This is a genomic window from Dickeya zeae NCPPB 2538, from assembly GCF_000406165.1.
In the GTDB taxonomy this organism is placed as follows: domain Bacteria; phylum Pseudomonadota; class Gammaproteobacteria; order Enterobacterales; family Enterobacteriaceae; genus Dickeya; species Dickeya zeae.
This window is the reverse complement of sequence record NZ_CM001977.1, coordinates 1218408-1239572: the sequence shown is the minus strand read 5'-3', so window position 1 is coordinate 1239572 and position 21165 is coordinate 1218408. Positions and strand designations below refer to the sequence as shown.

The window sequence follows — 21165 nt, the reverse complement described above, 5'->3', positions numbered from 1 at the left end:
CGTATTGCATCGACACGAGTAACGCGTCATGACCACAGGCGGACAAACCCAGATAGGGAATATCGATCTGGTTAAACAACTCAACAGTGCGGTCGTGTACCGCCTGATTGACCAGCAAGGCCCTATCTCCCGAATTCAGATTTCAGAACAGAGCCAGCTTGCTCCCGCCAGCGTCACCAAAATTACCCGCCAGTTGCTGGAGCGCGGTCTTATCAAGGAAGTGGATCAGCAGGCATCAACCGGTGGGCGTCGCGCTATTTCCATCATTTCCGAAACACGACCGTTTCATACCGTGGCGGTGCGACTTGGCCGCCACGATGCCACCCTCGCCTTATACGATTTACAAGGCAAACGGCTGGAAGAAGAGCACTGCAACCTGCCGGAAAACACGCAGGAAGCGCTGGAAAACGCCTTATTCACCGTTATCGATCAGTTCATCACCCGCCATCAGCGCCGAATCCGCGAATTAATCGCCATTTCAGTGGTGTTACCGGGGTTGGTCGACCCGATTGCCGGCGTAGTGCGTTATATGCCGCATATCAGCGTGGATAACTGGCCGCTGGTTGACAACCTCGAACAGCGTTTTAACGTACACAGTTTTGTTGGTCACGATATCCGCAGTCTGGCCTTGGCTGAACACTATTTTGGCGCTACCCGCGACTGCCAGGACTCGTTACTGGTACGGGTTCATCGCGGTGTAGGTGCCGGTATTCTCGTCAACGGCAAAATCTTCCTCGGTAGCAACAGCAATGTGGGGGAGATAGGCCACATCCAGATTGACCCCTTGGGTGATCGCTGCCACTGCGGCAACTTTGGTTGCCTTGAAACCGTAGTATCCAACGGTGCGCTGGAACAGCGGGTTCGTCATTTGCTGCAACAAGGTTTCCCCAGCAAACTAACGCTCGATGACTGCCAGATTGCCGCCATCTGTAAGGCGGCAGTCAAAGGCGATCGCCTGGCCAAAGAACTGATTGAAGCCGCCGGGCAGCAACTGGGCAAAGCTATCGCGATTGCCGTTAACCTGTTTAACCCCCAACGGGTCGTTATCGCCGGTGAAATTACCGCCGCAGACAAAATTCTGTTGCCAGCCATTGAGCGTTGCATCAATACGCAGGTGCTAAAAGATTTCCGGCAAAATCTGCCCGTCGTCGTCTCCGAATTGCAGCATTTGTCTGCCATCGGCGCTTTTGCGCTGGTAAAACGCGCCATGCTTAATGGTGTATTGCTGCAACGTCTGCTTGAAAATCAGTAAGTTTTGGTTTTTGCTATAAGGCCGGATTATGAAATCGCTAAAAATCCGGCCTCTCTCCTCTCTCATTATGAATAAACCCCAATAAATCACGCCAAAAATTACACATTCACCACCACAATGGCTTTTTTCATTAAATGATATTGAATTAGCATCCCCTTTTGATGCTAAATCAGTGTTACCGACACGGCGGCGACCGACCCACAGCAATACCATACGGCAAGGAAAACCGCTGATTACCGCCATACACTTTGACAGTTTTCACGTTGTGATGCGTGAATAAAGGGAGCCTTTGGTATGTGTTCTATTTTTGGTGTGCTTGATCTGAAAACTGACCCGGTTGAACTGCGTAAAAAAGCGCTGGAGTTGTCCCGTCTGATGCGCCATCGCGGTCCGGACTGGTCCGGTGTTTATGCCAGCGACAAAGCCATTCTGGCGCATGAACGTCTGTCTATTGTCGATGTCAATACCGGTGCACAGCCCCTCTACAACCAGGCGCACACCCACGTTCTGGCCGTGAACGGTGAAATTTATAACCATCAGGCTCTGCGTCAGCAATATGGCGACCGCTACCAGTTCCAGACCGGTTCCGACTGTGAAGTGATTCTGGCGTTGTACCAGGAAAAAGGGCCGGAATTCCTGGACGAACTGCGCGGTATGTTCGCCTTCGCGCTGTATGACAGTGAAAAAGACGCTTACCTGATCGGCCGCGACCACCTGGGCATCATCCCGCTGTACATGGGTTACGACGAGCACGGCAACTTTTATGTCGCCTCTGAAATGAAAGCGCTGGTGCCAGTGTGCCGCACTATCAAAGAATTCCCGGCAGGTAGCTACCTGTGGAGTCAGGACGGCGAAATTCGTGAATACTATCGCCGTGACTGGTTCGAATACGACAACGTAAAAGATAACGTCACCGACGCCGCCGAACTGCGTGAAGCGCTGGAAGAGTCAGTGAAAAGCCACCTGATGTCTGATGTGCCTTACGGCGTATTGCTGTCCGGCGGTTTGGATTCGTCCGTCATTTCCGCCATTACCAAAAAATTCGCCGCCCGCCGTGTAGAAGATGACGAGCGCAGCGAAGCCTGGTGGCCGCAGTTGCACTCCTTCGCTGTTGGACTGGAAGGCGCGCCTGACCTGAAAGCGGCGCGTGATGTTGCCGAACATCTCGGCACGGTGCATCACGAAATCCATTTCACGGTACAAGAAGGTTTGGACGCTATCCGCGACGTGATTTATCACATCGAAACCTATGACGTTACGACCATCCGCGCCTCGACGCCGATGTACCTGATGTCACGTAAAATTAAAGCCATGGGCATCAAGATGGTGCTGTCCGGTGAAGGTTCGGACGAAGTCTTCGGCGGCTATCTCTACTTCCACAAAGCGCCGAACGCCAAAGAACTCCATGAAGAAACCGTGCGCAAACTGCTGGCCCTGCACCAGTATGACTGCGCCCGCGCGAACAAAGCGATGTCGGCCTGGGGTGTTGAAGCACGCGTACCGTTCCTGGATAAGAAATTCCTGGACGTCGCCATGCGTATCAACCCGAAAGACAAAATGTGTGGTAACGGCAAAATGGAAAAACACATTCTGCGTGAATGTTTCGAATCCTATCTGCCGCACAGCGTGGCCTGGCGTCAGAAAGAGCAGTTCTCTGACGGTGTTGGCTACAGTTGGATCGATACACTCAAAGAAGTGGCCGCTAAACAGGTTACTGATCAGCAACTGGAAACCGCACACTTCCGTTTCCCGTACAACACGCCGACCAGCAAAGAAGGCTACCTGTACCGCGAAATTTTTGAAGAACTGTTCCCGGTTCCAAGCGCAGCTGAATGCGTCCCTGGTGGCCCGTCAGTAGCCTGTTCGTCAGCTAAAGCCATTGAATGGGATGAATCCTTCAAAAAGATGGATGACCCGTCAGGCCGTGCCGTCGGCGTGCACCAATCTGCCTACCAATAAGCTACCCTATTTTACTGTTTTAAACGGGCCAATCGCGGCCCGTTTTTCTTATGTAATACCGTTAAAAGCCTGCTTTCTGACGCTTTTCTCACCAGACTGTTCATAACCCAAACAAACAATTCGAATACGCCGTTTTTAGGGAAAAAATGTGTTGACGCCAAAAGGCCAACTCCGCATAATGCGCCCCGCAACGCCGATGAAGGTGACGCGGAAAAGATGGCTACGTAGCTCAGCTGGTTAGAGCACAGCACTCATAATGCTGGGGTCACAGGTTCGATTCCCGTCGTAGCCACCATTTTTTCCCTGCGGGAGTGGCGAAATTGGTAGACGCACCAGATTTAGGTTCTGGCGCCGCAAGGTGTGCGAGTTCAAGTCTCGCCTCCCGCACCATTATCTTCATCGGTGTGAAAACCGAAAGCGTCAACTCGGGTTGCAACGATTTATTGGGGTATCGCCAAGCGGTAAGGCAGCGGGTTTTGATCCCGCCACTCCCAGGTTCGAATCCTGGTACCCCAGCCCATATATTTAGTGAGACACATCTTATGATGTGCACCCTGTTGGGGTATCGCCAAGCGGTAAGGCAGCGGATTCTGATTCCGCCATCCCGAGGTTCGAATCCTCGTACCCCAGCCATTTTCAGTCACAAAGCTTCAGGCTTTTGACAGTGCAGTATTGGCTACGTAGCTCAGCTGGTTAGAGCACAGCACTCATAATGCTGGGGTCACAGGTTCGATTCCCGTCGTAGCCACCACATTAAATTGGGGTATCGCCAAGCGGTAAGGCAGCGGATTCTGATTCCGCCATTCCGAGGTTCGAATCCTCGTACCCCAGCCATACAGAAAAGTCCGTTTATCGGGCTTTTTCTTTTTCATCTGCATCCCTTGTACCTTATCCTGCGCGCCGAGCCGCCTACGAATTCCATTACGGTTACGAACCTGGTACCAACCTGTTGTTGGCACCGGCTCGGTTATCAATGCGCGACGGTATTGGAAAACAAGTTAATGACCGCGACCCCGGCAATAATTAACGCCATTCCCAGCACCGCAGGCCAATCCAGCCGTTGGCCGTAAAAAATCCAGCTTACTGCAGCGATCAATACAATGCCGACACCGGACCAAATGGCGTAAATCACACCGGTCGGCAACACCCGCATCGAAATGGTCAGGCAGTAAAATGCAATCGCGTAAAATACTACCGTCACCGCGCTCGGCACTAACCGGGTAAAACTCTCCGACAGTTTGAGTGCCGTCGTTGCTATCACTTCCGAGACAATGGCCAGACAAAGAAATACATAAGTCATCAGTTTTGCTACCCAAAGATGAGGCTTTCACCACAAAAACCGCGATGCCGCGGAATAACACATGAAACAAACCAACACGTTATGGCTGACATATCTTCAATACCGCACCACTGTAATGGCGCGGCATGAAAGCGATATGACGGCGAAAAAGAATCTCCAGATACGCCTATACCGCCGCTAGCTATAGCCCTAATGCATACCGCAACGCCTGCTGCTTCAGTTTCCCGGCCCGTTGCGCCGCCATCAGCGCCAGATTACGCGCCAGCTCAAGCGGTGGCAGACGGTTACTAAACGCGCCGTAAAACAGATCCATGCCGCTTTGCATCAACAAATTGTCGGGTTTACGCAGCCGTTGATAACGCTGCAACACCGGCCCGCCGTACCACTCCTCGCCGTCATCGCGAGCCTGAATAACTACATCCATCAATGTGGAAACATCGCGATACCCCAAATTCACCCCCTGCCCGGCCAGCGGGTTGATGGTATGGGCAGCATCGCCAATCAAGGCTAATCCCGGCAACACATACTGCTGAGCATGGCGGCGCACCAGCGGGAACGCGCCAGCGGAAACGGCATTGACAGCCCCCAGTCGCTCAGGAAACGTCTCGGCAATGGCCTTATTGAGTTGAGGAAGCGACATCGACTGTAACTGGCGAATACGCTGCGGGCTGTCGTACCACACCAGCGAGCACCAACCGTCAAACAGCGGCAGAAATGCGCGTGGCCCAGACGGCGTAAATCGCTGCCAGGTCGCATCTTGCTGTGGGCCTGCCATTTCAGCGCTGATCAGCATGCAGGACTGGCGATATTGCCAGCCAGTAATACCAATCCCCGCCCACTGCCGAATGCGCGAATTAGCGCCATCCGCACCAATCACTAGTGATGCGGACAAGCTCTCGCCCTGTTCGCTGGTAAGCCGCCATTGGTCGTCCTCACGGTGCAAACGTTGTAGTTGCCACGGGCACAACAGCGTTACACCTGAAATCTTCTCCAGTTCCTGCCATAGCGCCAGTTGCAACACCCGGTTTTCCACCATGAACCCCAGCTCAGGTAAACCAAGGTCTGCCGCATCAAACACTACATGCGCGTTGTCCCACTCCCAGGTTTCAAGACGTCGATATGGCGCGCTACGCATCTGTTCAACGTTCTGCCATACGCCAAGACGCTCAAGCAATCGGACCGAGGCCTGACCAATTGCCGAAACGCGCACATCCGGCGTACTGCCTACGACAAACGGTGGTGGTGCCTCCTGCTCCAATACCGCCACCTGAAAACCACGTTGTGCCAGGCCCAACGCAGCGGCGGCACCGACCATGCCACCGCCTACAATTACCGCATCATAGTGCATACCCGCCCCACTGTTTCTGCTGCGCAGTTCAGTCAAAGCACCTGCGCCAGAAAGACAAAAGATGCCGATAGTTTACTGGATTTCACGGTGAGTTTTTCACAAAAGCGACACCCACCGTCACCAAACGCCGTTTCACGCTGGATCTGGTCACAACGGCGGCAAAAGATTACAATACGCGCCCGCATGTACGCGCCCCTCGAAGGACTGCGTGTTTACCCGCACTGAGTAATGGCTAGTCGATGACGATGACAAAGAAACTGCATATCAAAACCTGGGGCTGTCAGATGAACGAATACGATTCATCGAAGATAGCTGACCTACTGGAAAGTACGCACGGTTACCAGCTGACCGACGTCGCTGAAGACGCTGACATTCTGCTGCTGAATACCTGTTCTATCCGAGAGAAGGCGCAGGAAAAAGTATTTCATCAGCTCGGCCGCTGGAAAACGCTCAAAGACGTCAATCCGAATCTGATTATCGGTGTGGGCGGCTGTGTGGCGTCCCAGGAAGGCGAACACATTCGTGACCGCGCGCACTATGTGGATGTGATTTTCGGGCCACAGACACTGCATCGTTTGCCTGAAATGATCAACCATGTTCAGGGTACCCGCAGCCCTATCGTGGATATCAGTTTCCCGGAAGTAGAGAAATTTGACCGACTGCCGGAACCGCGTGCCGACGGGCCAACCGCATTCGTTTCCATCATGGAAGGCTGCAACAAGTACTGTACGTTCTGCGTGGTGCCTTATACCCGTGGTGAAGAAGTCAGCCGCCCGGTCGATGATGTGCTGTTTGAAATCGCCCAACTGGCAGCACAAGGCGTGCGTGAAGTGAATCTGCTGGGCCAGAACGTGAATGCGTATCGCGGCGCCACACACGATGATGATATTTGCAGTTTCGCAGAGTTGCTGCGTTTAGTCGCGGCGATCGACGGTATCGACCGTATCCGCTTTATCACCAGCCACCCGATTGAGTTCACCGACGATATCATCAGCGTTTACGAAGATACGCCGGAACTGGTGAGCTTCCTGCATCTGCCAGTTCAGAGCGGTTCAGACCGCATTCTGACGATGATGAAACGTCGCCACACCGCGCTGGAATACAAGGCCATCATCCGCAAACTGCGTAAAGCGCGCCCGGCTATCCAGATCAGTTCCGATTTTATCGTCGGCTTCCCGGGTGAAACTCAGGAAGATTTCGAACAAACCATGCAGTTGATTGCTGATGTCGATTTCGACATGAGCTTTAGCTTTATTTATTCGCCCCGCCCAGGCACTCCGGCCGCCGATATGGTGGACGATGTAACCGAAGAAGAGAAAAAACAGCGTTTGTACATTCTGCAAGAGCGCATCAATCAGCAAGCCATGCAGTACAGCCGCCGGATGATGGGTACCGTGCAACGTATTCTGGTGGAAGGGACGTCACGCAAGAGCGTGATGGAACTGTCCGGGCGTACTGAAAATAACCGTGTGGTGAACTTTGAAGGCACACCAGACATGATCGGCAAATTCGTCGACGTGGAAATCGTTGATGTTTATCCGAATTCACTGCGTGGCGTAGTCGTTCGCACCGAAGACCAAATGAATCTGCGCGTCAGTGAATCACCAACCTCGGTTATCGCCCGTACCCGCAAAGAAGACGAACTCGGCGTCGGTATCTATCAGCCGTAATCGCTCATGCACGTTATTCAGGCGGGCCGTCAAACGGCCCGCTTTTTCTTTAGTTCCGACTCACTGACCGGGCGAATACATCGCCCTTGCGGCCTTTATGCCGAATCTGACTTGCGCCTTGCGGGCTTCACGATAAATAATCAAGGTAATCTCTGCGCCACATCTGGGCAGATACCTCTGCCCGTGGCACAACGTCATTGCTCATTCTGCTTAAACCCAAGAGGAATAGTTTGAACGTAACGATAAAAGAAATTGCCCTCGAACCTGCGGATAATAAACGTCTGCTCAGTCTGTGCGGCCCGTTTGACGACAACATCAAACAGCTGGAACGCCGCCTCGGCATAGAGATCAATCATCGCGACAATCATTTCAAGCTGGTAGGAAAAGACCTCTGCATCGACGCCGCTGCTGATATCCTGCGCCATCTGTATGTGGATACCGCGCCAGTGCGTGGCGTGATTCCAGACATCGATCCAGAACAGATTCATCTGGCTATCAAAGAATCCCGGGTACTGGAACAGACCGCCGACAGCGTGCCGGAATACGGCAAGGCGGTGAATATCCGCACTAAACGCGGCGTCATCAAACCCCGTACGCCCAATCAGGCGCAGTACATCGCCCATATTCTCGATCACGACATTACTTTCGGTATCGGTCCGGCCGGTACGGGGAAAACCTATCTGGCGGTGGCCGCTGCGGTGGACGCACTGGAACGACAGGATATCCGCCGTATCCTGCTGACCCGTCCGGCGGTAGAAGCCGGTGAAAAACTGGGCTTCCTGCCGGGTGATTTGAGCCAGAAAGTAGACCCTTACCTGCGCCCACTCTACGATGCGCTGTTTGAAATGCTGGGCTTCGAGCGCGTGGAAAAGCTCATTGAGCGCAACGTCATTGAAGTCGCGCCACTGGCTTATATGCGTGGGCGTACCCTGAACGATGCCTTCATCATTCTGGATGAAAGTCAGAACACCACTATCGAGCAGATGAAGATGTTCCTGACCCGTATCGGCTTTAACTCGAAAGCCGTCATCACCGGTGACGTTACCCAGATAGACCTGCCACGCAACCAAAAATCCGGTTTGCGTCATGCCATTGAGGTGCTGTCAGACGTGGAAGAGATCAGTTTCAACTTTTTCCACAGCGAAGACGTGGTACGCCATCCGGTAGTGGCCCGCATCGTCAACGCGTATGAAGCGTGGGAAAGCGCCGACCAGAAACGCCGGGAAGAACTGGCAGAACAGCGTAAACGTGAAGCGCAGGCCAGCAGCACGCAGGAGCAAAAATGAGCCAGGTCATTCTTGATTTGCAGATAGCCAGTGAGAGTAGCCACGGGCTGCCCTCTGAAGCCGACTTCCAGCGCTGGCTGGAAGCCGTGCTACCCCAGTTTCAGGACGAGGCAGAGGTCACCATCAGGGTGGTGGATGAAGAGGAAAGCCACCACCTGAACCTGACCTATCGCGGTAAGGACAAGCCGACCAACGTCCTCTCCTTCCCCTTTGAGGCTCCGCCAGAAGTGGAATTACCATTATTGGGCGACCTTATCATCTGCCGACAAGTGGTCGAGCAGGAAGCGGTCGAACAAGGGAAAAGTGCAGAGGAACATTGGGCGCACATGGTTGTCCATGGCAGTCTGCATCTGTTAGGTTATGATCATATCGAAGACAGTGAAGCCGAAGAAATGGAAGCACTGGAAACGGAAATCATGCAGAGTATGGGTTATGCCGACCCATATCTGGCAGAAAAAGAAAATTTTACGGATACACCTTAAATTCGATATTTTAAGGACCAGACGCCAGCGGTGATATCGCCTGTTTACTGTATTCACTGCTGGTCATCATTTCTTAACAAGAGTGATATTTACTGACGCCATGAGCGACGACCATTCTACCAACAGCGATACCCCCAGTCCCAAAAAGGGATTCTTCTCTTTTTTTCTCAATCAAATTTTTCATGGTGAGTCCAAAGATCACGACGATTTGCTGGCGTTGATCCGCGATTCGGAACAGATCGACCCGGAAATCCGCGACATGCTGGAAGGCGTGATGGACATCGCCGATCAACGAGTGCGCGATATTATGATCCCGCGTTCTCAGATGATTACACTCAAACATAACCAGACGCTGGAAGAGTGTCTGGATGTGATCATCGAATCGGCGCACTCCCGTTTCCCGGTTATTAGCGAAGACAAAGACCACATTGAAGGCATCCTGATGGCCAAGGATCTGCTGCCGTTTATGCGTAGCAACTCCGAACCATTTAGCATGGATAAAGTGCTGCGTCCTGCCGTTGTGGTGCCGGAAAGCAAGCGGGTAGACCGCATGCTCAATGAATTCCGCTCCCTGCGCTACCACATGGCGATTGTCATTGATGAGTTTGGTGGCGTTTCCGGGCTGGTGACGATTGAAGATATTCTGGAGCTTATTGTTGGTGAAATCGAAGACGAATACGATGACGAGGAAGATCGCGACATCCGTCAGCTCAACCGCCAGACTTATACGGTACGTGCGCTTACACCTATCGAGGATTTCAATAAGATCTTCGAAACGCGATTTAGCGACGAGGAAGTTGATACCATTGGCGGTCTGGTGATGCAGTATTTCGGCCACCTGCCGGCACGTGGGGAAACTATCGACATAGACGGTTACCTGTTCAAAGTTGCTATGGCAGATAGCCGCCGTATTATTCAGGTTCATGTCAGGATCCCTGACGACGCCCCGCAACCGCAACTGGAAGACTAATTTATTCATGGCAGTCGCCTCATTATTACAACGCCAGCAGGTTCGCCTCCTGCTGGCGCTTTTATTCGGTGCCTGTGGCACGCTGGCGTTTTCTCCTTACGATGTCTGGCCCGCTGCCATCGTTTCTCTGATGGGCTTATTGGGCCTGACGCTAAACCGTCGGGCTCGTCAGGCTACCGCCATCGGCTTTTGTTGGGGGTTTGGCCTGTTTGGCACGGGTATCCATTGGGTTTACTACAGCATCGCCGACTTTGGCGGTATGCCCGGCCCCGTCAATGTCGGTCTGGTGACGCTACTGGCGCTCTACCTGTCACTCTACCCGATGCTGTTCGCTGGATTACTCTCACGCCTGTGGCCGCAAACCACCGTCTGGCGACTGGCGCTGGCTGCACCGGTTCTCTGGCAGCTCACTGAACTGCTACGTGGCTGGGTATTAACCGGCTTTCCCTGGTTACAATTCGGCTACAGTCAGCTTGATGGCCCGCTGAAAGGCCTTGCGCCGATAGCCGGGGTGGATACCCTCACTTTCCTGCTGATGGTGATAAGCGGGTTGCTGGTGCTGGGATTAGTACAGCGCCGCTGGCAGCCAGCCTTGGTTGCGGCAGCATTATTGGTGTTGCCATGGCCGCTGCGCTCGCTCGAATGGTACAAACTGCAACCGGAACGCGCCGTTAACGTCGCCATGGTGCAGGGCAACATTCCACAAGAGCTGAAGTGGGATCCGAACGAGCTGTTCAATACGCTAAAAATTTATTTCGACAACACCCTGAAGGTAATGGACAAGGCATCACTGGTAATTTGGCCTGAATCTGCCATTCCTGACGTCGAAATCCGCCAGCAACAGTACCTGACGCAACTGGACACTATCCTGCGCGAGCACCATAGCAGCCTGATCACCGGCATCGTGGATGCCCGCCGGGAAAACAATCGTACCGATTTTTATAACAGCATCATCGTGCTAGGTGACCAGCAGCCGTATCACTACCCCACCACGAATCGCTACAGCAAGCATCACCTGGTACCGTTTGGTGAATTTGTGCCGCTGGAAACCCTGTTACGTCCGCTGGCACCGTTTTTTGATTTACCGATGTCAGCGTTCAGCCGCGGCGACTATCGCCAGCCACAGCTGGTCGTCAACGGTTATCGCCTCACCGCCACCATTTGCTACGAGGTGATCCTGGGGCAACAGGTTCGCGACAACTTCCGCCCTGACACCGACATGCTGCTGACGATTTCTAACGATGCCTGGTTTGGCAATTCGATTGGTCCCTGGCAGCATTTTCAAATGGCGCGGATGCGTGCACTGGAACTGGGACGCCCGCTACTTCGCGCCACCAACAATGGGGTAACCGCCGCTATCGCGCCTGATGGCAGCATTAGCGCCAGCCTGCCGCAGTTTACCCGTGATGTGCTGGAAACCCGTGTCACCCCCACAACAGGCATCACGCCTTACGCCAGGTTTGGCTCATGGCCCCTGTGGATACTGGAAGCCGTGTTGGGCCTGACAGCGCTGGTATACCGTCGGCGCTTACGCTAACTCACCCACTCCCGCGACCCCGAACAAGACATGCTTAGACATGTCTTGTTTCATTTCTGGCATATAACTTGCTATCTATTCAGATGAAACGTCTTGCATGCACGCTTGCGGCCATCTTCATCCCTGAACCAGCACAACATTAGGGCATGAACTGCACCAAATCAGTGCCATAAGTTTTTTATTGCAGCAATTTGGTGCGGGACGCCTCGCAAAAAACAAACATTCTCGTTTCATTATGTTTACAATCCGCTATTTTTAAACATGACAGCGTTTTATTCGCTCTTTAGCGGTGCACAACGTGACATGGCCTGAATCCAAAGGTCACATCACCCATGATAGGCATCGATCACAACAGCAAAGGAGTTAGAACATGCAATTGCGCAAACTGGCACTGTCATTACTGTTGATCTCGGCAACCGGAAGTCTGGCTCATGCAGAAGAGCTGACGGGCACGCTGAAAAAAATCAAAGACAATGGTGTTATCACCATCGGCCACCGTGAATCGTCAGTGCCATTTTCCTACTACGACAACCAGCAGAAAGTAGTAGGTTACTCTCAGGCCTACTCCGACAAGATTGTTGAAGCCGTCAGGAAAAAGCTCGATGCACCAAACCTGCAGGTAAAATTAATTCCTATTACCTCACAAAACCGTATTCCGCTGCTGCAAAATGGCACTTATGACCTGGAATGCGGCTCGACGACCAATAACCTGGAACGCCAGCAGCAGGTCGCTTTCTCCGACACCATTTTCATCATTGGCACCCGTCTGCTGACCAAAAAAGACTCCGACGTCAAAGATTTCAGTGATCTGGCAGGTAAAGCCGTCGTTGTCACCTCCGGCACCACCTCAGAAGTGTTGCTGAACAAGATGAACGAAGAGAAAAAACTGAACATGCGCATCATCAGCGCCAAAGACCATGGTGACTCATTCCGTACGCTGGAAAGTGGCCGCGCTGTGGCCTTCATGATGGACGATGCCTTGCTGGCTGGTGAGCGCGCCAAAGCCAAAGCCCCGGATGAATGGGTTATCACCGGTACCCCGCAATCCCGCGAGGCGTATGGCTGCATGCTGCGTAAAGACGACCCACAATTCAAACAACTGGTTGATGCAACGATAAGTCAGGTGCAGACCTCCGGCGAAGCCGAAAAATGGTTTGATACCTGGTTCAAACAACCGATTCCGCCGAAAAACCTGAATATGAACTTTGCGCTGTCAGACGACATGAAAGCCTTGTTCAAGGCCCCCAACGATAAGGCGTTGTAACCGAATTAATAATGACAATAAAGGGCAGTAATCTGCCTTCCGATTGCTGATTCGTGGCAAGACAGACAGGTGCAGAGTGGCCGTTCCCCATTCTGCTAATCCATGAGCCACTCACCAATCTTCGGGGTAGCGAACGCTACCCCTTTTTTACCGGAGTTCGTTATGTCAATAGATTGGAACTGGGGTATCTTCCTGCAACCTGCCCCTTTCGGGAATACAACCTATCTGGGATGGATTGTTTCCGGTCTGCAGGTCACCGTCTCACTGTCGTTATGTGCCTGGGTCATCGCTTTTCTGCTGGGCTCACTGCTGGGTATTCTTCGTACCGTCCCCCATCGTCTGCTGTCAGGTATCGGCACCTGTTATGTGGAGATGTTTCGTAACGTGCCACTGATTGTGCAATTTTTTAGCTGGTATCTGGTGGTGCCGGAGCTTTTACCGACCAAATTAGGGATGTGGTTTAAAGCTGAGCTGGACCCCAATATTCAATTTTTCCTGTCTTCTATGTTTTGTCTGGGCATGTTCACCGCCGCTCGTGTGTGCGAACAGGTGCGGGCAGGAATTCAGTCATTACCGCGAGGCCAAAAGGCCGCTGGTTTAGCCATTGGCCTGACACTTGCGCAAACTTACCGTTATGTTCTGCTGCCCAATGCCTACCGGGTGATTGTGCCGCCACTGACCTCGGAAATGCTCAACCTGGTGAAAAACTCCGCCATCGCCTCCACTATCGGTCTAATGGATATGGCGGCGCAGGCAGGCAAGCTGTTGGATTACTCTGCCCACGCCTACGAATCGTTCAGTGCGATTACGCTGGCTTATGTCGGCATCAACGCCATCATCATGCTGTTGATGCAAGTTGTAGAGCGTAAGACCCGTTTGCCGGGCAACCTGGGGAGCAAATAAATGTATAACTTTGACTGGAGTTCTATTCCCCCCAGCCTGCCTTATCTGATTAAAGGCATGGGGGTGACGCTGGAGATCACCCTGACAGCCGTGGTGGTCGGGATAGTCTGGGGAACCGTGCTGGCGGTGATGCGACTGTCACCGGTTAAGCCCATCAGTTGGTTTGCCAAACTGTACGTCAACCTGTTCCGTTCAGTGCCCCTGGTGATGGTACTGCTGTGGTTCTACCTGATTGTACCGAGCTTATTACAAAATGTGCTTGGTCTTTCCCCGAAAACCGATATTCGGCTGGTATCGGCTATGGTAGCCTTTTCATTGTTCGAGGCGGCCTATTATTCCGAGATTATCCGCGCCGGTATCCAGAGCATTTCCCGTGGACAGGCTTCAGCGGCGCTGGCGTTGGGGATGACCCACTGGCAATCCATGCAACTGGTGATTCTGCCTCAGGCGTTCCGGGCTATGGTACCCTTACTGCTGACTCAAGGTATCGTGCTGTTTCAGGATACCTCGCTGGTGTATGTACTGAGCCTGGCGGACTTTTTCCGTACCGCATCCACCATTGGCGAACGTGATGGCACGCAGGTAGAAATGATCCTGTTCGCCGGGTTTGTCTATTTTGTTATCAGCCTCTCGGCGTCGATGCTGGTCAATTATTTGAAGAGAAGGACGGTTTGATGATTTTCCTGAAAAATGTTTCTAAATGGTATGGTCAATTTCAGGTGCTGACCGACTGCTCCACCGAAGTGAAAAAAGGTGAAGTGGTGGTGGTTTGCGGACCTTCCGGCTCCGGGAAATCGACCTTAATCAAAACCGTTAACGGCCTTGAGCCCATTCAGCAAGGTCAGATCGAAGTTAACGGCATCGTCGTCAACGATAAACGAACTAACCTGGCACAACTGCGCTCCAAAGTGGGCATGGTGTTCCAGCATTTCGAACTGTTCCCACACTTGTCTATTGTCGATAACCTGACGTTGGCACAGGTCAAAGTCCTCAAGCGTGATAAAGAGGCCGCCCGTGAGAAGGGATTGAAACTGCTGGCTCGCGTTGGTCTGTCAGCCCACGCCAATAAATTCCCTGGTCAGTTGTCCGGCGGTCAGCAACAGCGTGTAGCGATCGCGCGCGCGCTGTGCATGGACCCGGTTGCGATGCTGTTTGACGAGCCAACCTCAGCACTCGACCCGGAAATGATCAACGAAGTGTTGGATGTAATGGTTGAACTGGCGCAGGAAGGCATGACTATGATGGTCGTCACCCATGAGATGGGGTTCGCCCGCAAAGTGGCGCATCGCGTTATCTTCATGGATGAAGGCAAGATAATCGAAGACACGCGCAAAGAGGATTTCTTCGGCAATCCACGCTCTGATCGCGCCAAAGACTTTTTGGCCAAGATCCTGCATTAAGACGCAACGTCTCACTGACCATCGACTTCTGATATCAGTAACATTTGACCGCTATAACATTTAACCTCGATAACAAGGGTGCTCCGGCACCCTTGTTTTTACCTATGGTTGTTCAGAAATAACGGACTTAGCGGAAAAAGGGATCAGGGAGAAAAGGGCTGGCGATGGAACTGGTCGTGTCCACATTTCGGGCACAGTGGCAACACCTCTGGCGTATAAAAGGCAATATGGTGATGGCACTGTTCGCATACCAGATTACCCAGTCCCACCACTTCGCCACTGTGATACACGCCATGGTGGCTGACATCTTTGAACACTTCACGCCATTCCAGCTGTGTCTTGTCAGTGATGTCCGCCAGGTTCTGCCACAAACTTTCGCGGACAACACGCATGAAGACACTGTCGGAAAAAGCATTCTGGCTCTCCTCATAACTGAGGGAAAATGCTTCCAAATCACGCTGGAGCGCCAGTATTACCTGCTCAATCTCCTTTTGCGTCAGTTCGTTGGTTTCCTGCAACTGACGTCGCGCATCCGACATCAGTTTATCTATGTCTCTCTCACCTCGGCTTAGCCACTCGGTAACGGCAGACATCAGTTCCCGGTAATACTGCACCACTTTGCTCATCGTGACTCCTTAGCGTAAAAGCGCTTATCGACGGGCCTGCAAAACCTAGTGTAGATGATTTTTACAACACTACCGGGAGCCGCTTCCCAATCCGCCGTTTTCCCCCTCGCCTCGCCGCGTTCTTCACCACGAACACCGCATAAATCAACGACAGAGCGCCTCAAGCGGTTGTTGAGCCCGTTGCTTATCAGCTATGCTATGCGGATCTTTTGAAATGAAACAGAACATGCTACCGCGTTAGCAATTTCACTAAGGACCACTGGCAGCCATGCAAGAGCAATACCGCCCGGAAGATATCGAAGCGCACGTCCAACTTCACTGGCAAGAAAAACAGACTTTCAAAGTGACCGAAGAACCCGGCAAGGAAAAATACTATTGCCTTTCCATGCTGCCTTATCCTTCCGGCCGTCTTCACATGGGTCATGTCCGCAACTACACCATCGGTGACGTGATCTCTCGTTACCAGCGCATGCTGGGTAAAAACGTACTGCAGCCTATCGGTTGGGATGCGTTCGGCTTGCCGGCGGAAGGCGCGGCGGTGAAGAACAATACGGCGCCAGCCCCCTGGACCTACGACAATATCGAATACATGAAAAACCAGCTGAAATTGCTGGGTTTTGGTTACGATTGGGATCGCGAAATCGCCACCTGTAAACCGGACTACTATCGCTGGGAACAGTGGTTTTTCACCAAGCTGTATGAAAAAGGCCTGGTCTACAAAAAAACCTCAGCGGTGAACTGGTGCCCGAACGACCAGACGGTACTGGCCAACGAGCAGGTCATCGACGGTTGCTGCTGGCGCTGTGATACCAAAGTGGAACGCAAGGAAATTCCGCAGTGGTTCATCAAAATCACAGCGTATGCTGACGAATTGCTCAACGACCTCGATACGCTGGAAAGCTGGCCGGAGCAGGTCAAAACCATGCAGCGTAACTGGATTGGTCGCTCCGAAGGGGTGGAAATTACCTTCCGTATCGCCGACGCCGACGATACGCTGACCGTTTACACTACCCGCCCGGATACCTTCATGGGCGTGACTTACGTTGCGGTGGCTGCCGGCCATCCTCTGGCGTTGAAAGCAGCGGAAAACAACCCAGTACTGCAAGACTTCATCGCCGAATGCCGCAACACCAAAGTGGCCGAAGCCGACATGGCGACCATGGAGAAAAAAGGCGTCGCTACCGGCCTGTTCGCTATCCACCCGCTGACCGGTGAGAAAGTACCGGTATGGGCCGCCAACTTCGTGCTGATGGAGTACGGTACCGGAGCCGTGATGGCAGTACCGGGTCACGACCAGCGCGACTGGGAATTCGCCCACAAATATAACCTGCCGGTGAAGCCCGTTATTCTGATGGCAGACGGCAGCGAGCCGGATCTGTCCACTCAGGCGCAAACCGAAAAAGGCTGCCTGTTTAACTCTGGCGAGTTCAACGGATTAGATTTTGACGCCGCGTTCAACGCCATCGCCGATAAACTGGTATCGCAAGGCGTCGGTCAACGCAAAGTGAACTATCGTCTGCGTGACTGGGGCGTATCCCGCCAGCGCTACTGGGGTGCACCTATCCCGATGGTGACGCTGGAAGACGGTACGGTCATCCCTACGCCAGAAGACCAGTTGCCGGTCATTCTGCCGGAAGACGTGGTCATGGACGGGATCACCAGCCCGATTAAAGCCGACCCCGAATGGGCGAAAACGACGGTTAACGGTCAGCCTGCGCTGCGTGAAACCGACACGTTTGATACCTTTATGGAATCCTCCTGGTATTACGCACGTTATACCTGCCCGCAGTACGACCAGGGTATGCTCGACCCGGCAGCGGCGAACTACTGGTTACCGGTCGACCAATATGTTGGCGGTATCGAACACGCCATCATGCACCTGATGTATTTCCGTTTCTTCCACAAACTGATGCGTGACGCCGGTCTGGTGAATTCGAATGAGCCAGCCAAACGTCTGCTGTGTCAGGGAATGGTGCTGGCCGATGCGTTCTATCATCTCGGCAACAACGGTGAACGTATCTGGGTTTCGCCGGTCGACGTGACACTGGAGCGTGATGACAAAGGCCGCATCACCAAGGCGTTTGACAGCGAAGGCCGTGAGCTGGTGTATGCTGGCATGAGCAAAATGTCGAAATCGAAAAACAACGGTATCGACCCGCAGGTGATGGTGGAACGTTATGGTGCCGACACCGTCCGTCTGTTCATGATGTTTGCATCACCGGCGGAAATGACGCTGGAATGGCAGGAATCTGGCGTTGAAGGGGCCAACCGCTTCCTGAAACGCGTCTGGAAGCAGGTTTACGATCATACCGGCAAAGGCGCTACCGCACCGCTGGATACGGCAGCCCTGACCGACGATCAGAAAGCGCTGCGCCGTGACCTGCACAAAACCATCGCCAAAGTGACCGACGATATCGGTCGCCGTCAGACCTTCAATACAGCTATCGCTGCCATTATGGAGCTGATGAACAAGCTGGCTAAAGCACCGCAAGAGTCTGAGCAAGATCGCGCACTGACGCAAGAAACGCTGCTGGCGGTTGTACGGATGCTCTATCCGTTTACCCCGCACGTCTGCTTCATGCTGTGGAACGAACTGAAAGGCGAAGGTGATATCGATCAGGCACCGTGGCCGGTCGCCGATGAACAGGCGATGGTCGAAGATTCTCGCCTGGTCGTGGTACAGGTTAACGGTAAAGTTCGCGGTAAGATTACCGTGGCGGCCGATGCCACTGAACAGCAGGTGCGTGATCGTGCAGCGCAGGAGCCGCTGGTGGCAAAATATCTGGATGGCGTGACTGTCCGCAAGGTGATTTTCGTTCCGGGCAAACTGCTTAACCTGGTTGTGGGTTAAGGCAAGGAGGTACTGTGCGACACCCGTTTTTAACGCTGGTGCTGGGGCTGGTGGTCTTAATGACCGCCGGCTGCGGCTTTCATTTGCGCGGCACCACCCAAATACCGACGCAATTGCATAATCTGATCCTGGACAGCGGCGACCCCTATGGCCCAACAACTCGGGCTATTCGTGAACAGCTGCGCCTTAACGATATTCAGGTAACGGAAGATAGCAAACGCAAAGATATTCCATCGCTGCGTTATATGGGGGAAACCTTGTCACACAACACGGTTTCCATTTTCCAGGATGGGAAAACAGCGGAATATCAGTTTGTCATGGTGCTGAAGGCCCAGGTGCTGATCCCAGGGGATGATATTTATCCTCTCAGCGTAACGGTTTTCCGCTCTTTCTTTGACAACCCGCTGGCCGCGCTGGCTAAAGACGCCGAGCAGGACATTATTATTCAGGAAATGCGTCAACAGGCCGCTCAGCAACTGGTACGCAAGCTGCTGACCATCAAGGGTAACCAGAACACGAAAAGCGCTCAGAAAGCAGCGACTCACGCAGTCACTCCGGCTCAGCCATGATTCGTCTCTACCCCGAACAACTGACCGCGCAGCTCCATGAGGGGCTGCGCGGCTGTTATCTGTTGTTTGGTAATGAACCGTTATTGCTGCAGGAAAGTCAGGACCATATTCGTGCTGTCGCCCGCCAGCAGGATTTTCTGGAACATTTTAGTTTCACGATCGATAACAACACCGACTGGGATGCCATCTTTTCCACCTGTCAGGCACTCAGCCTGTTCGCATCCCGTCAGACCCTGTTGCTGATTTTGCCGGATGCGGGTCCCGGAGCCCCTGCCAGTGAGCAACTGGTTAAACTCTCCACGCTACTGCATCCGGATATTCTGTTAATGGTCAGAGGAAACAAACTGACTAAAGCGCAGGAAAACAGCGCCTGGTTCAAAGCGTTATCCCAGCAGGGGGTATATGTTCCCTGTATGACGCCCGAGCAGGAACAGCTTCCTCGCTGGGTGGCACAGCGAGCCAGAAATATGAAGCTGGAGCTGGATGATGCCGCCAGCCAACTGATTTGCTATTGCTATGAAGGAAATATGCTGGCGTTGGTACAGGCGCTGGAACGGCTCTCGCTGCTCTACCCCGATGGCAAGTTAACGCTGCCTCGGGTGGAGCAGGCCGTCAACGATGCCGCTCACTTTACGCCATTCCATTGGCTGGATGCCTTGCTCGGCGGCAAAAGCAAACGGGCATGGCACATTCTTCAGCAACTACGGCTGGAAGATTGCGAACCGGTCATCCTGTTGCGCACGGTGCAACGGGAGTTGTTGCTACTGCTACAGTTAAAGCGGCACATGACAAATACGCCGCTGCGTACGCTGCTTGACCAGCACAAAGTCTGGCAAAACCGTCGGCCACTACTGACACAGGCGTTACAGCGTCTGTCGTTGACCCAATTACAACAGGCGATTACCCTGCTGAGCCGACTGGAGATCACCCTGAAACAGAATTATGGGCAGCCAGTCTGGGACGAACTGGAAACCCTGTCGATGATTCTGTGTGGTAAAGCACTGCCTGACAGCCTGCTTGAGGTATAGCGATTTGCCGACATCCCCCACTATCCCTACCCTGACTGCCTATTTCGGCGGTACGTTTGATCCGATTCACTACGGACATCTGCGCCCGGTTACTGCACTGGCGCAGGAAATCGGCCTTCAACGCATCATTCTGTTACCCAATAATGTGCCGCCGCACCGCGAGCAGCCAGAAGCCAGCGCCAGTCAGCGTAAGATCATGGCAGAACTGGCAGTACAGGGTAATCCGCTGTTTTTGGTAGACTCTCGTGAGTTACAACGCGCCACACCGTCTTATACGATTGACACACTGGAAGCGTTGCGAGCGGAGAAAGGCACCAGTACGCCACTGGCATTCATTATTGGGCAGGACTCACTGCTGACGCTGCACCACTGGCACCGCTGGCAGGAAATTTTGGATTACTGTCACCTGTTGGTGTGTGCCCGCCCCGGTTATCGCCAGCAGTTGGATACCGACGAACTGGAAGCCTGGTTGACACGGCATCAAACCCAGGATGCCGCACAATTACACCGTCAATGCCACGGGTTGATTTATCTTGCCCATACGCCGTTGCTCTCAATTTCAGCGACAGAAATCCGTCAGCGTCGACAAAATGGCCTCGACTGCCATGACCTGCTGCCCGAGAGCGTGCTGAAGTATATTGACACACACGGACTCTATCGATAACCACACGTCGATACCACTCACTATAAGGCCGTGATATACTCCGCCGCTGGTTTCAG

At 53.1% G+C, this 21165-nt stretch carries 18 protein-coding genes and 6 tRNA genes; 21 read left to right on the top strand and 3 right to left on the bottom strand.

Going from position 1 to position 21165, the window contains the following annotated elements; translation table 11 throughout:
- Positions 1-28 precede the first annotated feature (28 nt).
- The 8 genes from nagC (at position 29) to DZE2538_RS05540 (ending at position 4045) form a co-directional block, all read left to right on the top strand.
- A complete protein-coding gene (gene nagC, locus DZE2538_RS05575; RefSeq protein ID WP_012883879.1) occupies positions 29-1252 on the top strand; it encodes a DNA-binding transcriptional regulator NagC in 1224 nt (407 codons plus the stop codon).
- Positions 1253-1546: 294 nt separating this feature from the next.
- Positions 1547-3211, top strand: a complete 1665-nt coding sequence (asnB, locus tag DZE2538_RS05570) for an asparagine synthase B (protein ID WP_019844551.1) — start codon at positions 1547-1549, stop codon at positions 3209-3211.
- Between the two features lie 218 nt (positions 3212-3429).
- Positions 3430-3506: transfer RNA gene (locus DZE2538_RS05565), tRNA-Met, on the top strand.
- A 10-nt stretch (positions 3507-3516) separates the two neighbouring features.
- Positions 3517-3601: transfer RNA gene (locus DZE2538_RS05560), tRNA-Leu, on the top strand.
- Positions 3602-3655: 54 nt separating this feature from the next.
- Positions 3656-3727, top strand: a tRNA-Gln gene (locus DZE2538_RS05555).
- Between the two features lie 42 nt (positions 3728-3769).
- Positions 3770-3844: transfer RNA gene (locus DZE2538_RS05550), tRNA-Gln, on the top strand.
- A gap of 41 nt (positions 3845-3885) precedes the next feature.
- Positions 3886-3962: transfer RNA gene (locus tag DZE2538_RS05545), tRNA-Met, on the top strand.
- 8 nt (positions 3963-3970) lie between these two features.
- Positions 3971-4045 (top strand) — tRNA-Gln (locus DZE2538_RS05540).
- A gap of 136 nt (positions 4046-4181) precedes the next feature.
- Here DZE2538_RS05540 and DZE2538_RS05535 read toward each other — a convergent pair.
- Together DZE2538_RS05535 and ubiF are read right to left on the bottom strand one after the other, a co-directional pair.
- Positions 4182-4511, bottom strand: a complete 330-nt coding sequence (locus DZE2538_RS05535) for a DMT family transporter (RefSeq protein ID WP_019844552.1) — start codon at positions 4509-4511, stop codon at positions 4182-4184.
- 181 nt (positions 4512-4692) lie between these two features.
- Positions 4693-5859 (bottom strand): 3-demethoxyubiquinol 3-hydroxylase, encoded by a 1167-nt coding sequence (gene ubiF, locus DZE2538_RS05530; protein ID WP_038915792.1) that lies wholly within the window; start codon positions 5857-5859, stop codon positions 4693-4695.
- 245 nt (positions 5860-6104) lie between these two features.
- Between ubiF and miaB the strand changes: the two genes are divergently transcribed.
- The 9 genes from miaB to DZE2538_RS05485 all read left to right on the top strand — a co-directional run bounded on the left by miaB (position 6105) and on the right by DZE2538_RS05485 (position 15371).
- A complete protein-coding gene (gene miaB, locus DZE2538_RS05525; RefSeq protein ID WP_023639224.1) occupies positions 6105-7529 on the top strand; it encodes a tRNA (N6-isopentenyl adenosine(37)-C2)-methylthiotransferase MiaB in 1425 nt (474 codons plus the stop codon).
- Positions 7530-7759: 230 nt separating this feature from the next.
- Positions 7760-8815: a PhoH family protein gene (locus tag DZE2538_RS05520; protein ID WP_012883874.1), complete on the top strand. Its 1056-nt coding sequence runs from the start codon at positions 7760-7762 to the stop codon at positions 8813-8815.
- Positions 8812-9297 carry an rRNA maturation RNase YbeY gene (gene ybeY, locus DZE2538_RS05515; RefSeq protein WP_038913433.1) on the top strand — a complete coding sequence of 162 codons (486 nt, stop codon included), beginning with the start codon at positions 8812-8814 and terminating at the stop codon, positions 9295-9297. The genes DZE2538_RS05520 and ybeY overlap by 4 nt, the downstream gene beginning before the upstream one ends.
- 100 nt (positions 9298-9397) lie before the next feature.
- Complete coding sequence (gene corC, locus DZE2538_RS05510) at positions 9398-10267, top strand: CNNM family magnesium/cobalt transport protein CorC (protein WP_012883872.1); 870 nt, start codon at positions 9398-9400, stop codon at positions 10265-10267.
- A 7-nt stretch (positions 10268-10274) separates the two neighbouring features.
- On the top strand, positions 10275-11804 hold the full coding sequence (gene lnt / locus DZE2538_RS05505) for an apolipoprotein N-acyltransferase (protein WP_038915791.1): 1530 nt from the start codon (positions 10275-10277) through the stop codon (positions 11802-11804).
- A gap of 370 nt (positions 11805-12174) precedes the next feature.
- Positions 12175-13068, top strand: coding sequence for a glutamate/aspartate ABC transporter substrate-binding protein (locus DZE2538_RS05500; RefSeq protein ID WP_012883870.1), 894 nt, complete (start codon positions 12175-12177; stop codon positions 13066-13068).
- 162 nt (positions 13069-13230) lie between these two features.
- Positions 13231-13971 carry an amino acid ABC transporter permease gene (locus DZE2538_RS05495; protein ID WP_038915790.1) on the top strand — a complete coding sequence of 247 codons (741 nt, stop codon included), beginning with the start codon at positions 13231-13233 and terminating at the stop codon, positions 13969-13971.
- The gene (gene gltK / locus DZE2538_RS05490; RefSeq protein WP_012883868.1) at positions 13972-14646 is read left to right on the top strand and encodes a glutamate/aspartate ABC transporter permease GltK; all 675 of its coding nucleotides are present in this window, start codon (positions 13972-13974) and stop codon (positions 14644-14646) included.
- Positions 14646-15371 (top strand): amino acid ABC transporter ATP-binding protein, encoded by a 726-nt coding sequence (locus DZE2538_RS05485; RefSeq protein WP_038913428.1) that lies wholly within the window; start codon positions 14646-14648, stop codon positions 15369-15371. Before gltK ends, DZE2538_RS05485 begins: the two co-directional genes overlap by 1 nt.
- 143 nt (positions 15372-15514) lie before the next feature.
- On the opposite strand, the gene DZE2538_RS05480 is transcribed toward DZE2538_RS05485, so the two are convergent.
- Positions 15515-15997, bottom strand: a complete 483-nt coding sequence (locus DZE2538_RS05480; protein ID WP_012883866.1) for a zinc ribbon-containing protein — start codon at positions 15995-15997, stop codon at positions 15515-15517.
- A gap of 268 nt (positions 15998-16265) precedes the next feature.
- Between DZE2538_RS05480 and leuS the strand changes: the two genes are divergently transcribed.
- Genes leuS through nadD form a run of 4 tightly spaced genes read left to right on the top strand, consistent with a single transcriptional unit; the run spans position 16266 to position 21109 of the window.
- Positions 16266-18848 (top strand): leucine--tRNA ligase, encoded by a 2583-nt coding sequence (gene leuS / locus DZE2538_RS05475; protein WP_038915789.1) that lies wholly within the window; start codon positions 16266-16268, stop codon positions 18846-18848.
- Positions 18849-18862: 14 nt separating this feature from the next.
- The gene (lptE, locus tag DZE2538_RS05470) at positions 18863-19417 is read left to right on the top strand and encodes an LPS assembly lipoprotein LptE (protein ID WP_038915788.1); all 555 of its coding nucleotides are present in this window, start codon (positions 18863-18865) and stop codon (positions 19415-19417) included.
- Entirely contained in the window at positions 19414-20445 is a 1032-nt protein-coding gene (holA, locus tag DZE2538_RS05465; RefSeq protein ID WP_023639220.1) for a DNA polymerase III subunit delta, read from the top strand. Before lptE ends, holA begins: the two co-directional genes overlap by 4 nt.
- Positions 20435-21109: a nicotinate-nucleotide adenylyltransferase gene (gene nadD, locus DZE2538_RS05460; RefSeq protein WP_080638954.1), complete on the top strand. Its 675-nt coding sequence runs from the start codon at positions 20435-20437 to the stop codon at positions 21107-21109. Before holA ends, nadD begins: the two co-directional genes overlap by 11 nt.
- Positions 21110-21165: the final 56 nt, after the last annotated feature.

Bases quoted from the DNA above. Each gene is read 5' to 3' on its own strand.
- nagC (WP_012883879.1), top strand. From the start codon at position 29: ATGACCACAGGCGGACAAACCCAGATAGGGAATATCGATCTGGTTAAA.
- asnB (WP_019844551.1), top strand. From the start codon at position 1,547: ATGTGTTCTATTTTTGGTGTGCTTGATCTGAAAACTGACCCGGTTGAA.
- DZE2538_RS05535 (WP_019844552.1), bottom strand. From the start codon at position 4,511: ATGACTTATGTATTTCTTTGTCTGGCCATTGTCTCGGAAGTGATAGCA.
- ubiF (WP_038915792.1), bottom strand. From the start codon at position 5,859: ATGCACTATGATGCGGTAATTGTAGGCGGTGGCATGGTCGGTGCCGCC.
- miaB (WP_023639224.1), top strand. From the start codon at position 6,105: ATGACAAAGAAACTGCATATCAAAACCTGGGGCTGTCAGATGAACGAA.
- ybeY (WP_038913433.1), top strand. From the start codon at position 8,812: ATGAGCCAGGTCATTCTTGATTTGCAGATAGCCAGTGAGAGTAGCCAC.
- corC (WP_012883872.1), top strand. From the start codon at position 9,398: ATGAGCGACGACCATTCTACCAACAGCGATACCCCCAGTCCCAAAAAG.
- lnt (WP_038915791.1), top strand. From the start codon at position 10,275: ATGGCAGTCGCCTCATTATTACAACGCCAGCAGGTTCGCCTCCTGCTG.
- DZE2538_RS05500 (WP_012883870.1), top strand. From the start codon at position 12,175: ATGCAATTGCGCAAACTGGCACTGTCATTACTGTTGATCTCGGCAACC.
- DZE2538_RS05495 (WP_038915790.1), top strand. From the start codon at position 13,231: ATGTCAATAGATTGGAACTGGGGTATCTTCCTGCAACCTGCCCCTTTC.
- gltK (WP_012883868.1), top strand. From the start codon at position 13,972: ATGTATAACTTTGACTGGAGTTCTATTCCCCCCAGCCTGCCTTATCTG.
- DZE2538_RS05485 (WP_038913428.1), top strand. From the start codon at position 14,646: ATGATTTTCCTGAAAAATGTTTCTAAATGGTATGGTCAATTTCAGGTG.
- DZE2538_RS05480 (WP_012883866.1), bottom strand. From the start codon at position 15,997: ATGAGCAAAGTGGTGCAGTATTACCGGGAACTGATGTCTGCCGTTACC.
- leuS (WP_038915789.1), top strand. From the start codon at position 16,266: ATGCAAGAGCAATACCGCCCGGAAGATATCGAAGCGCACGTCCAACTT.
- holA (WP_023639220.1), top strand. From the start codon at position 19,414: ATGATTCGTCTCTACCCCGAACAACTGACCGCGCAGCTCCATGAGGGG.